We start from the raw sequence: 12667 nt of genomic DNA, 5'->3' as shown, positions 1-12667 counted from the left end.
TCGACTCAACCTCCGTAATCTGCCATCGATTGTTTGATCAGACGATGCCATCCGTAGATTGTTGGCTCATCGGCAAGCTGTATGAATGTAAGTGCAAAGCCTTTTTGACGGAGTTCTTCAACGATTGTCATCATCGTGATGGAATCGATCCCGACATCCAGTAAATAATCTTCATCTGCAATCGTATCAATCGGTTCTGTCACATATTGAGCAACAAGTTCGCGCAGCTGTTCCATTGTAAAATCAGTTTGAGTTGTCATATTATCAACCTTCTTTTCTTAATATTCAGTATTTTAACGTTGTAATTGCTGTTCAAGTAAAAGGCGCAAATCTTTTTTCGAAACTTTGCCTAGATGGGTCAGCGGAAATTGCTCTACAAATAAGATTTCATCCGGAATTTTATAAGTAGCCAGCCCACGTTCACGCAAAAATGACTTTAGCTGGCGTTTCGTTACATCCGCATTTCTTAGAATAATGAAGGCACAGCTTTTTTCACCCATATAATAATCAGGCATCCCGACAATTGCCGCATCATGGACAGCAGGGTGGGCAAGCAGCATATTTTCCACTTCTTCCGCCGCGATTTTTTCCCCGCCGCGGTTTATTTGATCTTTTGCTCGGCCTTCTACGATTAAATAACCATCTTTCGTGCATCGGACAATATCACCAGTCCGGTAAAAACCATCTTTTGTGAACGCTTTTTCATTATGTTCAGGCGCTTTATAGTACCCTTGGATCGTATATGGCCCACGCGTCAACAGATGTCCTGTCTCGCCAATTGGCAATTCCTGGTCTTCATTATCCACGATTTTCACCTCGTCATAAGGGGACATCGGGCGACCTTGCGTATAGATGACAATTTCATCAGGATCATCCAATCGTGTGTAATTGACCAAACCTTCCGCCATTCCAAATACTTGCTGCAGTTGACAATCAAATACAGGACGCACACGTTTCGCTGCTTCAGCACTGAATTTCGAGCCGCCAACAAGCATGACTTCCAAGCTCGATAAATCATCCGTATGATTCGGCTTCATATCCAGCCAATGCAGCGCAAGGGAAGGAACAAGCGGCACCATTGTCACACAATGCTTTTCAATAAGCGGGAATGCAACATCCGGACTAGGCGAAGAACTTAAAACGATTTTACCGCCAGCATAAAGGGCTCCCAATATACCTGGGGAACTCATCGGATAATTATGAGAAACCGGTAGCACAACCAAAAATACCGTCTGTTCGGTCACCTGGCATTGTTCAACACTCAACTTAATCGTGTACATATATTCATCATGCGTTCTCGGAATTAGCTTGGAAATTCCTGTACTCCCGCCAGATAGCTGCAAGAAGGCTACTTCGCTACCTCTAACTTCAGGAAACTCAATAGATTGTGTACTGAATAGTGAATCAAATGACACAAACTCCTGCGGCTCGCCAAGAACGATGACATGCTCCAGCGAATGAACTGCGTGCTGAACTTCTCGCGCAAGACCGCGGTAGTCAAAGCCCCCAAAATGATCCATTACGATATAAGCCTTCGCTTCCGCAAATTCGCAGAAGTAGCGAATCTCATTGAAACGGTGAGAGGGTAGTGAAAAGACAGGCAATGCACCAATCTTAAATAGGGCAAATACAATTTCCACATAATCCGCCACATTCGGAAGCTGTACAACGACACGATCCTCTTTCTGAATCCCAAGCAGCAAAAGACCGGTTGCCAACTGGTCCACACGCTCATTAAGCTGTGCATATGTAAGTGATCGTTTATTATCAATAACCGCCACATTGTCAGCAAATTGACGAGCACGATTTTCAAGCATCTGGCCGAAAGTTAAACCTACCCAACAACCAGTTTCCCGATAAAATTCAGCTCGATCAGCAGGCCACGGTGTAAATCCATTCAACATGGGTTGAAACCTCCTTTAATCAATCTTCAATTATTAACAAATCAATTAATGATATTGATAATCATTATCAATGTGTTGTAACGGCTATGCTACGCCTTAAACCATTACTCGTCAACAATTGATGGACAATTTGATTCAATTAGACCAATCGCTCTGGTTCTTTCGACTTTTTTTGGAAAGATTAAATTAATAATAATGGACTTAAAGAGGGGGGCAAAAAAATATATAAAACAGCGCACGTTAAGAGACATATATTAACAAAAAATATATAGTAAAAACAAAAGGGGTTAGAATAATGAGAATTTTTGATGCGCATTTTCATATTATCGATTATCAGTTTCCGATTATCGAAAGTCAGGGGTATATGCCGCCAAGCTATGACGTTGCAGCATATAGCGAAGAAACAAAAGATTTATCGGTTCAAGGCGGGGCAATTGTTTCAGGGTCATTTCAAGGATTTGACCAAACATATTTACTGCATGCGTTGAATCAGCTGGGCCCGGCATTTTGCGGTGTGACCCAATTGCCGTATACGGTGTCAGACGAAGAAATTGAAGCATTGCACAAAAATGGTGTGAGGGCATTGCGTTTTAACATTAAACGCGGTGGCTCGGAAGATTTATCGAAGCTCGATTATTTTGCGAGACGTGTGCATGAACTAGTCGGCTGGCATAGCGAGCTGTATATCGATGCGAAAGAATTGCCTGAAATTGCTGCAACGATTGAGAAATTACCGGCTATTTCGATCGATCATCTAGGGTTATCGGAAGAAGGGCTGCCGCATTTACTGAAGCTGGTCGATAAAGGGGTACGTGTGAAAGCGGCCGGTTTTGGCCGAGTTGAATTAGATGTAAAAAAAGCACTGCCGGAAATTTACAGCATTAACCCGGATGCACTTATGTTCGGGACGGACTTGCCATCCACCCGGGCAAAACGACCATTTGAAATTGCGGACATTACGCTGATCCAGCAACTTTTTGATGAACAAGCCAGCGATAAAATCTTCTATACGAATGCGTCGGCTTGGTATTTTGGCAAATAATAAAATTTAGCGAAGAATCCACTGAGCAAAGCCGAAATAATTATATAAAAATAGTAACAGCCTTTGTAATGATGTTTAAAAATAGCATAATATGGGTAATTTCTCTTCAATGTATTTAAAGAGGTGAACATATGAAAGGGAAAAGTTTTTCGAATACTGTATTTACAGTTTCAGCAGTATTTATATTAATCTGTGTTATTTTTGGAAGCATCGCACCAGAAGCCTTCAGTAATGTTGCTACATATTTATTTGGTTTGACAACCGATTATTTTGGCTGGTTCTACTTGCTATCCGTTTTTATTATTATTTTGTTTCTGTTCGTACTGGCCATATCCAAGTACGGGAAAATCCGTCTAGGAGGAAAAGATGCACAACCGGAATTTAAATTCCATACATGGATTGCGCTGTTATTTGCGGGCGGCCTTGGAATTGGGTTAGTTTTCTGGGGTGTGGCCGAGCCGATGAGTCATTACTTTAAAACACCATTTAACGATGTCCAGGCGCAAACAACGGATGCGGCCCGTCTCGCAATGGGCTATGCCTTTTTCCACTGGGGGATTAGCCAATGGTCCGTATTTGCGATCATTGGGTTAGTTATGGCCTATATGCAATTCAACAAAAAAAGAGATTTGTTAATATCTACGGCGTTAGAGCCTGTCACAGGAACAAATCAGGGCATTAAAAATACAGTTGATATCTTGGCTGTTATTGCTACAGTAATGGGTGTTGCTACGTCAATCGGATTAGGTGTTCTGCAAACAAACGGTGGTTTAAATGCCGTCTTTAATACACCGATTTCCATTTGGGTACAGTTAGCAATTATAGGGGTAGTTTTCATTGGATATATGGCATCTTCTATAAGCGGTCTACAAAAGGGGATTCGTATATTGAGTAATGTAAACATGTACTTGGCCTTGATTTTACTAGTATTTGTTTTTGTTACAGGCCCTACAGTTTTCATATTGGAAAGTTTCGTTTTAGCAATCAGTGATTATATTACGAATTTCGTACAGTATAGCTTACGTTTGCAGCCGTATGCAGGGGGAACGTGGGTGAAGGATTGGACAATTTTCTATTGGGCGTGGGCGATTGCCTGGTCACCTTTTGTCGGATCGTTCGTAGCACGTGTATCGAAAGGGCGTACAATCCGTGAATTTATCGTCGGCGTTTTAATCATTCCGCCGGTTATCTCTTGTTTCTGGATTGCGGTATTTGGCGGTTCAGCACTTTACTTTGATTTGAACAAAGGCACAACAATCGCCGAAGCAGTTGATACTGATCTGACTGTCGCCTTGTTCCTTATGCTGGAACAGCTTCCGTTAACAACGATCGCCTCGATTTTAGGGATTGTTTTAATTGTTATTTTCCTTATTACATCAGGAGATACAGCTACATTTATTATGGCAAGTATGACGGATAAAGGGACAATGAACCCTCATAATCGATTAAAAGTAATATGGGGTGTATTAATCGCTGCGATTGCAAGTGTACTATTGTTTTCAGGCGGGCTCGAAGCATTGCAAACAGCTTCCCTCATATCAGCCCTTCCTTTTACTGTCGTCATGCTCTTACTCATTTTATCCTTCTTTAAAATGATCCGACATGAAGTCATTCCTATTACGAAGCGGGATGTCCGTCATCATAAACGAATTATGGAACATATCGAAAAAACCGAAAATAATTTAAACAAATAGATAAAGACCGGACAATCACCGTTATGTAGTTCAAAATAATAGCTTTTATTAAAATAAAGTTTAATTACAAATAAGGCGGGTAATTGTTAGAGGAACGCCAAAACACAATCTAGGAGGAATTACAAAATGAGTGAATTGAATAACATTAACAAGAAACTTGAAGAATTATCTCCTGAAAAAAAAGATCAGATTTTAGAAAGTTTTTCAACGTTCAAAAGTTATTTGAACGACCAGCTTGCTAAAGGTGAACGATTAGGTTTGAGCGATGACATGTTGGCAAAAGGCGCCAAGTTTGTAGCGGATCATTTAGCTAAAAACGAAGAACCTCGAAACAGTGAAGAGAAAGTGCTGCAAGAATTATGGAAAGTAGCAGATGAAAACGAAAAGAAAGCATTAGCTAGTGTGCTAGTAAAAATGGTACAAGCAGATTAATACGTTGGATTAGAGTTTAGTAGAATCCAATCATACAAAGAAACGCAAAAGCTGATTTGCAGCTTTTGCGTTTTTTATGTTTTCTACACTTTAAATAGATTGATTTGTTCTTGAACTCCGACAGCACCTTCACTCAATGATTGGGCGACCTCGTTAATCTCCTGCATTGTAGCAGTTTGTTCTTCAACTGCTGATAGGACAATGCCAATCTCACCGGCAGCGCTGTTAGCTGCATGAGCCATTTCAGCAATAGATGCTGCAACTTCCTCGGTACTTGCGGAAATTTGTTCGGACGATGCAGAAACTTCCTGAATTTGAGCAGTCATCTCTGTGATCGACCCGACAATATGATTAAATGAAACTTGCGCATTTTGTAAGTAGACAACACCTTGATCGACATTTTGAGCTGTTGTATTGACGCTTTCTTCAACTTCTCTCGTATCTTTTTGAATTGTCGATGTGAGGCCGGCAATTTGTGAGGCCGAGTTTTTCGATTGCTCTGCCAGTTTGCGCACTTCGTCAGCGACAACGGCAAACCCTTTCCCATGTTCTCCTGCACGGGCTGCTTCAATTGCTGCATTTAGAGCAAGCAAGTTTGTCTGATCTGTAATATCCGTAATCACTTTTGTAATGTTCTCGATTTCGGCAGATTGTCTGCTCAGCTGTTTAATTTTTTCTTTTGTTTCATAAGAAGATTGCTGAATAACCGACATTTGCTGTTCGGCTGTCTGTAATGTATGACCACCTTCTCCTGCAATTGTCTGCATGTCCATCGCATGAGAGTTCAATACTTGCGCGGCTTCAGCGATTCGGCTTACACCTTGAGCTGTCTCATCCATAGCAACAGCACAATCATTACCGATTGCTGCAGAATTACTACCGCTTTCTGCAACGGTTTCCACACGTTTTGCAATGTCAGCAGAAGCAGCCGACACTTCATCGGTACTGCTCGCCAGCTGTTCTGAAGCAGCTGTTGTACTTGAAACGTTCAACGATACATTACTGATTAAGCTGGAAAGACTGGCTTTCATTGCATTAAAGGCAGCCGCAAGTTCGCCAATCTCATCTTTTGTTTTCACATGAACATCTTCTTCTCGTAAATCACCGTTCGCAATCACATGTGCCGCATTTGTTAATCTGTGTAAAGGGCGAGTAATGTTGAGTGTAATAAAGATGGCTAAGCATGATGCAAGTAAAATACCAATAACGGAAATGGTAATCATGAGTGTTTTACTGATTTTTGCACTTGCTGTTGTTTCGTCGCTTGTTGTATGCATTTGTTCCTTTTGAACATCAACAATGTTGTTGATTGTTTGCTGAATCGAGCGGTTAGCAGGTACCGCGAATTCAAATAGCATATTATTAGCTTTTTCAAATTCATCGTTATCTATATAGTCAATAACTTGAGAAACATAGTCATTATATAAAGCTTGATTTTCTTTTAAAGTATTAATTTGTTCCTGCATATCAGCAGTTCTAAATAATCCTTCGATTTCACCGATTTTTTCTGCAATCGTTTCTCTTTGAGTAGTAAGGTTTTCTAAATCAGCTGAATCCTGACGTAAAACATAAGAGCGGATATACAGCCCTTGTAATGATGTCGCATTTTGGATTTCCGATAGTTCCGTTACTTTGTATACTCGATCTTCAATTAGGAACGAATAATCCTTATCGATTTCAGTCATTTTAATGACAGAAAAAATTGAAAGAAAAATGAGAATTACAATAACGATACCAAAGCTACCGAAAAGTTTCTTTCCAATATTCATATTTATTTTCCTCCGAATGTCATAGTTAAAATATATCTATAACTTCGGTTTAAATTCAAAGTACTTAAGACTTACTTTTGAAAAGAGGGAATACTTATTTAGTCTTAAATTAAAGTTTTGGCATTAAGTAATATTTCTATTGTTTTAAGTACGATATTTCGTCATATTCCAGTTTAATGTATGGAATTATGTTTCTGGGGTGCATTTTCTAATATATTGCCGGGTTGTTCTAATATAGCGAAAAATGTTCTAATAAAATTTGGATTTTCTAATATAAGTGCCCGTTGTTCTAACAAGTATCCGAGATGTTCAAATAAAGTCAGTGAATGTTCTAATATCACGGTGCAATCTTCTAATATCGGATGCAACTCTTCTAATAAAACACCAAACCGTAAACCACATACCGCAAAACAAGGAAAACTACCTCAGCCAAAAGCCCATCTATTGAAAACTTCTAATAAACTTTGTCGATGTTTTAATAACCCATCGCAATCTTCTAATATCATGCGCAACTCTTCTAATAAAATAGCAAACCATATCCCGCAAACCGCTACATAAGCAAACATCTCGCATCAGAAGTCCATTAAAAGAAAACTTCTAATAAAACCACCCAACCCTATAAAAAAACCGAAACCCTATAAAAGGATTTCGGCATACAATTAAGTTCTAAACTTCGCCACAATACCTTGTAGCTCTTCGGCAAGATGGGCAAGGGAACCTGCTGCGGTATTTACTTCTGACATCGAGGCAAGCTGCTCTTCAGAAGCGGATGCAACCGACACGGCATTATCGGCCGTAGTTTCGGAGACTGCCGCCATTTGCAGTGATTGCTCTGATACAGTTGCCATTTTCGAATGAATACTATCAGACACAGCTGTAATTTCGGTTACCTGGTTTTGTACCTGACCGATAATAGCCAGAATTTCGTCAAACGTTGCCTTCGTATCATACGAAATTGTGATCCCCGCATTGACGCGATCCTTCACTTGCTGAATAGATGAAACGGTTGTCGTCGTATCATTTTCAATCTCAACGGCAATTCGCGAAATATCGGATACCGACTGCTTCGTCTGCTCGGACAGTTTTTTCACTTCATCCGCGACAACGGCAAAGCCTTTACCAGCTTCACCCGCACGCGCTGCTTCGATTGCAGCATTCAAGGCAAGCAGGTTCGTCTGATCGGAAATATCCTGTACAAGATTTAGTATATTGACGATCTCAGTCGTACGGCTAGCAAGAAGTGTTAAAGAATCAGCTGTTTCATCGACTGTTGATTGAATGAGATTCATTTGAGATACAGTGTTTTCAACATATACCGAACCTTTTTCAATTTTTTCATTTGTTGAATTAGACAATGTTGTTGCCTGATTCGCCTGATTCGCAATTTCCTCAGCTTCTTCTAATACTTTATGTGCAAAGGAGGCAGAGACATTCGACATTTCTTTTTGCTTGTCCGCTGCATCCGATACATTTTGAATGGAAGTGGAAATCAGTTCTGTGCCAAGCATTGTTTCATCGGCACTGGCCATCAGTTCCTCGGCAGATGCTGCAACCTGATCTGAACTGTCCGATACATGTGTAATGATTTCCTTTAAGTTGCCGGTCATTTGGCGGAATGAAACCTGCAGTTCGCCAACTTCATCGTCAGACTCTTTATCCTCAAACTGCACATTTAAATTCCCTGCAGCAATTTCTTTTGCACCTGCAGTTAATCGACTAATGCGGCCAACAATTCTGTTTGTAAAATACAGGGCCGATACAACGCTTACAATAATCAGTGCGATCGCTGAAATAATGGAAATCCATGTAATGGCATTAATTTTATTGCCAAGCTCTTGCTGCATTGCGGTATAGTATGCACTGACATCACGTTTCAACTCGATTACATCATTGACAATTCCTCGTGTACGCTGGGATTGGCGCTTAATTTCCGCCACATTTGTTTCCTGTAGGGAAGCTGTAGTCGCTTCAGCAATTTTAGTGAATTTTTCTTCAAATTGTGCACTAATCTGACGTTGGCGATCTGTTGAAAAACTGCTTTGCAGACTATTGTATATTTCTTCTGTTCGTGCTAAATCTGTTTCAATATTATACTTGTTGTTTTCTGACACATTGATCGAATAGACGCTCAATGATTTCTGCAGGCTTTGTACCGAGCTGTTTAATTCCTCAACAGCAACCAAGGAATCCACCACTTCTTCCGTTGATGCATTCAGGCTCATAAGCTGACTAATATTATAAGCGATAATACAGACAGCTAATATTAGCGGTAACAATGCCAATATTAATATTTTTTGTTTTAATTTCACTGTTGTACGACCCTTTCTTCTACTTAATCGTCAGTTGCCCGTCCGCAAGCTCCTGCTGTAGGTTTTCAATTTGCTTTTGTTCCTGTGCAGTTAAATTCACGACACGGATTGGTGCTAGACTTACACCATTTTCTTTAATGCCAAGCACTTTATCTTTTTCCGAAAGGGTCCCCGTTTCCGAAACTTCTTTAATTGCCTGATAAACAGCTGTATCTACCCGTTTCAGCATGGAAGAAACAATCGTATCTTCTGCAAGGAAAAACTGATCGCTGTCCACGCCGAATGCATAAACACCGGCTTTCTGTGCCGCTAAAATGGAGCCAACACCTGTAAAGCCTGCAGCGGGATAAATAAAGTCCGCGCCTTGTTCAATCATATTCTGTGCAATGGAAGCACCAAGCTGATCATCACCGAAATTCCCCGCATAAACGGATAACACTTCTGTATCGGGATTTACTTGTTTGGCACCTGCTTTAAACCCGGTTTCAAAACGTTCGATTACCTCATTTTCAACACCACCGATAAATCCGATTGTATTGCTGTCTGATTTCATCGCAGCGAGTGCACCGAGTAAGTAGGAACCTTCATCTTCTTTAAATGTTATGTTATGAACATTCGGCAAGTCCGACACAGCATCGATCAATAAAAACTGCTCGTCCGGATTGGCAGCGGCAACGGCCTCCATATCCTCCTGGACCGTAAACCCGATTCCAATGATCAGATCCTGACCTTCCTCAACGAGCTCTTCCAGCCCTTGCTTATATGTACCGGTAAATTCAAGTTCACGGTAATCAAATGTTATATTTAATTCATCGCGTGCTTTTTCGAGACCTTCAAAAGCAATATCTGAAAACGACTGATCACCAAGTCCTGCATCTGACAGCATGACCCCAATTTTCACCCGTTCCTTTTTCTCTTCCTCTGACTTCTGTGAGCAGGCAGAGAGCACGACTACAACGAGAAGACTCATCAAAAACAACCATCTTCTTTTCATTTCATCAGTCCTTTACTTTAAATACATTATGTAGAGGTTCGACCTCCAACATTTTCAATTTTAACGTATACTTGTCATTTAATAAATGAAATAAAAAAATTATGCAGAAAATTAATAATTTTTGGGAGATTATGGGTAATCGAAATTTTATTAGAAGATAACTTGGGGATATTAGAAAAGGTCCAAGCGTTATTAGAAAATCGTAAAGTCATATTAGAACACCTCAAATTAAACGAGTACTTCCCTAACTATAAAAAGAAAATTCTGAAACTTAAGTTGACACAATCTGGAAGCATGCAGTATAGTGTAGTAATTAAAAAGGGGGAAACTTTATGAAAGGGTTCATTTATACTCAACAGCAGTTTGCACAATTACATCTTCATACTAAGTAGTCTTGCTATCTTTATTAAATTTTTAATAATGAATAGGAAGACTTTTTCGCATTGAATCGTATAATAAAGCCGTTTTGGAGCTTTATCATTATACGATTTTTTTATTTCTCAAAAACAGGAGGATTCGTATGAATAAAATGGACTATCAAAATGTAAAAGGAACACAGGATTACTTGCCGGCTCAGGAAGTTGTAAGACGCAACATTCGGCGCACTTTAGAAGATACGTTTATGTTGTACGGTTGTAAGCCATTGGAGACGCCGATATTAAACTATACAGAGTTAATGGCTTCCAAATATGCAGGCGGGGCTGAAATATTAAAGGAAATGTACACATTAACAGATCGAGGAGAACGCGATTTAGCGCTTCGTTATGATTTGACGATACCTTTTGCGAAAGTAATTGCGATGAATCCACAGCTTTCAATGCCATTTAAGCGCTATGAAATCGGAAAAGTCTTTCGGGATGGACCGATTAAAGCAGGGAGATTTAGAGAATTTACTCAATGCGATGTGGATGTAGTCGGTATCGAGTCACAGTCTGCAGAAGCTGAACTGATGGTGATGACAATCGATGCTTTTAACAAGCTAAATATTGAGATGTTGATTCAATTCAATAATCGCAAGCTATTGGCAGGGTTATTACAATACTTTAAAGTCCCTCAACTAAAAATAAATAGCGTCATTCTCATACTGGACAAAATGGAGAAAATAGACCAAGTTACTTTACTGAAAGAACTGGAAGAACAGAACCTTTCACCTTCAACGATTGAGTTAATTAAGCAATTTTTAAATGCCAATCCGACAATTGCCTATTTTGAGAAGTACCGAGAGGAGAATGAATTAATTAAACAAGGCTATGAAGAATTAATCGAGCTGCAGGATTATTTACAAGTTTTAAATGTTGGTGAAAGTTGTGTGTTTAATCCATTTCTAGCTCGAGGTCTGGAAATATATACAGGTTCCATTTATGAGCTATTTCTAAAAGATGGTGTAATTAAATCAAGTATTGGAGGCGGTGGCCGTTACGATAATGCAATTGGTGGATTGATCGGTTCAGAGGAAAAGTTTTCGACTGTAGGTATCTCATTTGGTTTGGATGTTATTTATACAGCGATGGAGCAAAGAGAAAATAGTGCAGATCAGGCATTGGTGGATATTTTTATTATTCCATTAAATACGGAAAAGGAAGCACTGCGTTTAGCATGGCAATTACGTCAGCAGGGAAATCGTGTAGAAGTTGAACTGAGTGGTAAGAAATTGCGGAAAGCAATGGAGAAGGCAAACCGCGAAAATATCCGGAAAGTGATCATTTTAGGAGAAAATGAAATTAAGTCAGGACAGTATGAAATGAAAGATATGCAAACAGGAGAAGTGGAGCAATTTGAAATACTGGAATTTAGAAGGGAAGAGAAGGGATGAATATTCGAAAAGCAAATAGAGACGATGCACCGGGGATTGCAAAAGTGCATGTTGATAGTTGGAGAACTACATATAAAGGCATTATTCCCCAAAGCTTTTTAGATGAATTAAGCTATGAACAACGTACAAAACTGTGGGAAAATAATATTTCAGATCAAACAAATACGATTTTTGTAGCAGAAAATGAAAATATAATTATAGGCTTTGTCACAGGGGGCACACGTAGTACAAATAAAGAAGTTGGAGCAAGTGATTTAACTTCGATTTATTTACTTGAAGAATGGCATGGCCAAAGCGTTGGGAAAAAGCTATTAAATCAAATCATGACTTCCTTTTTAGAACAAGGCTATCAAAAAGTATATGTGGATGTATTAGCAGACAATAAAACAAAACAGTTTTACCAATATTATGGGGCTGAATATGTCAAAACGGTACAATTATGTATAGCAGGTAAGACATTAGATGAAGAGATTTATGTATGGGACAGTGTAGAAAAAGTAATCCAACAATCAAAATAAACAATTTACATTTTTTGACTAAATTCAAATAATTTTATTGAATAATCGTAATATTATGTTATTATTTTACAGTATACTATAGCTAAAAACCTAGAAATTCTCTAAATATTAGGATAATAGAAATAAAAAATTAGGAAGTAAAACATGCTACATTCCTTAATAGACATGATATAATAATTGTTATCAGACATT

General features: G+C 39.2%; 10 protein-coding genes. 5 read left to right on the top strand and 5 right to left on the bottom strand.

What is annotated here, in order from left to right; genetic code table 11:
* Positions 1–5: 5 nt before the first annotated feature.
* Both MHH37_RS16335 and MHH37_RS16330 read right to left on the bottom strand, forming a co-directional pair.
* Complete coding sequence (locus tag MHH37_RS16335) at positions 6–260, bottom strand: phosphopantetheine-binding protein (protein WP_008406128.1); 255 nt, start codon at positions 258–260, stop codon at positions 6–8.
* A gap of 33 nt (positions 261–293) precedes the next feature.
* On the bottom strand, positions 294–1904 hold the full coding sequence (locus tag MHH37_RS16330; RefSeq protein WP_342573813.1) for a (2,3-dihydroxybenzoyl)adenylate synthase: 1611 nt from the start codon (positions 1902–1904) through the stop codon (positions 294–296).
* A gap of 295 nt (positions 1905–2199) precedes the next feature.
* Between MHH37_RS16330 and MHH37_RS16325 the strand changes: the two genes are divergently transcribed.
* From MHH37_RS16325 to MHH37_RS16315, 3 genes are all read left to right on the top strand, one after another.
* A complete protein-coding gene (locus MHH37_RS16325) occupies positions 2200–2946 on the top strand; it encodes an amidohydrolase family protein (protein ID WP_342573812.1) in 747 nt (248 codons plus the stop codon).
* Between the two features lie 131 nt (positions 2947–3077).
* Positions 3078–4640 (top strand): BCCT family transporter, encoded by a 1563-nt coding sequence (locus tag MHH37_RS16320; RefSeq protein WP_342573811.1) that lies wholly within the window; start codon positions 3078–3080, stop codon positions 4638–4640.
* A 126-nt stretch (positions 4641–4766) separates the two neighbouring features.
* Positions 4767–5072: a DUF3243 domain-containing protein gene (locus MHH37_RS16315; protein ID WP_342573810.1), complete on the top strand. Its 306-nt coding sequence runs from the start codon at positions 4767–4769 to the stop codon at positions 5070–5072.
* A gap of 83 nt (positions 5073–5155) precedes the next feature.
* On the opposite strand, the gene MHH37_RS16310 is transcribed toward MHH37_RS16315, so the two are convergent.
* From MHH37_RS16310 to MHH37_RS16300, 3 genes are all read right to left on the bottom strand, one after another.
* Positions 5156–6841 carry a methyl-accepting chemotaxis protein gene (locus tag MHH37_RS16310; RefSeq protein WP_342573809.1) on the bottom strand — a complete coding sequence of 562 codons (1686 nt, stop codon included), beginning with the start codon at positions 6839–6841 and terminating at the stop codon, positions 5156–5158.
* A 659-nt stretch (positions 6842–7500) separates the two neighbouring features.
* Positions 7501–9150 carry a methyl-accepting chemotaxis protein gene (locus MHH37_RS16305; RefSeq protein WP_342573808.1) on the bottom strand — a complete coding sequence of 550 codons (1650 nt, stop codon included), beginning with the start codon at positions 9148–9150 and terminating at the stop codon, positions 7501–7503.
* A gap of 19 nt (positions 9151–9169) precedes the next feature.
* Positions 9170–10144, bottom strand: coding sequence for a BMP family ABC transporter substrate-binding protein (locus tag MHH37_RS16300; protein WP_342573807.1), 975 nt, complete (start codon positions 10142–10144; stop codon positions 9170–9172).
* A gap of 520 nt (positions 10145–10664) precedes the next feature.
* Here MHH37_RS16300 and MHH37_RS16295 point away from each other — a divergent pair.
* On the top strand, positions 10665–11957 hold the full coding sequence (locus tag MHH37_RS16295) for a histidine--tRNA ligase (protein ID WP_342573806.1): 1293 nt from the start codon (positions 10665–10667) through the stop codon (positions 11955–11957).
* Positions 11954–12475: a GNAT family N-acetyltransferase gene (locus MHH37_RS16290; protein WP_342573805.1), complete on the top strand. Its 522-nt coding sequence runs from the start codon at positions 11954–11956 to the stop codon at positions 12473–12475. The genes MHH37_RS16295 and MHH37_RS16290 overlap by 4 nt, the downstream gene beginning before the upstream one ends.
* The last annotated feature ends 192 nt before the right edge of the window (positions 12476–12667 follow it).

Source organism: Solibacillus sp. FSL K6-1781, assembly GCF_038630735.1.
GTDB classification, from domain to species: domain Bacteria; phylum Bacillota; class Bacilli; order Bacillales_A; family Planococcaceae; genus Solibacillus; species Solibacillus silvestris.
Note: the sequence above shows the minus strand (reverse complement) of the source record. Positions and strands in the feature narration are given on the sequence as shown.

Excerpts from the sequence above, each read along its gene's own strand:
- MHH37_RS16335 (WP_008406128.1), bottom strand. The coding sequence starts at position 260 with ATGACAACTCAAACTGATTTTACAATGGAACAGCTGCGCGAACTTGTT.
- MHH37_RS16330 (WP_342573813.1), bottom strand. The coding sequence starts at position 1,904 with ATGTTGAATGGATTTACACCGTGGCCTGCTGATCGAGCTGAATTTTAT.
- MHH37_RS16325 (WP_342573812.1), top strand. The coding sequence starts at position 2,200 with ATGAGAATTTTTGATGCGCATTTTCATATTATCGATTATCAGTTTCCG.
- MHH37_RS16320 (WP_342573811.1), top strand. The coding sequence starts at position 3,078 with ATGAAAGGGAAAAGTTTTTCGAATACTGTATTTACAGTTTCAGCAGTA.
- MHH37_RS16315 (WP_342573810.1), top strand. The coding sequence starts at position 4,767 with ATGAGTGAATTGAATAACATTAACAAGAAACTTGAAGAATTATCTCCT.
- MHH37_RS16310 (WP_342573809.1), bottom strand. The coding sequence starts at position 6,841 with ATGAATATTGGAAAGAAACTTTTCGGTAGCTTTGGTATCGTTATTGTA.
- MHH37_RS16300 (WP_342573807.1), bottom strand. The coding sequence starts at position 10,144 with ATGAAAAGAAGATGGTTGTTTTTGATGAGTCTTCTCGTTGTAGTCGTG.
- MHH37_RS16295 (WP_342573806.1), top strand. The coding sequence starts at position 10,665 with ATGAATAAAATGGACTATCAAAATGTAAAAGGAACACAGGATTACTTG.
- MHH37_RS16290 (WP_342573805.1), top strand. The coding sequence starts at position 11,954 with ATGAATATTCGAAAAGCAAATAGAGACGATGCACCGGGGATTGCAAAA.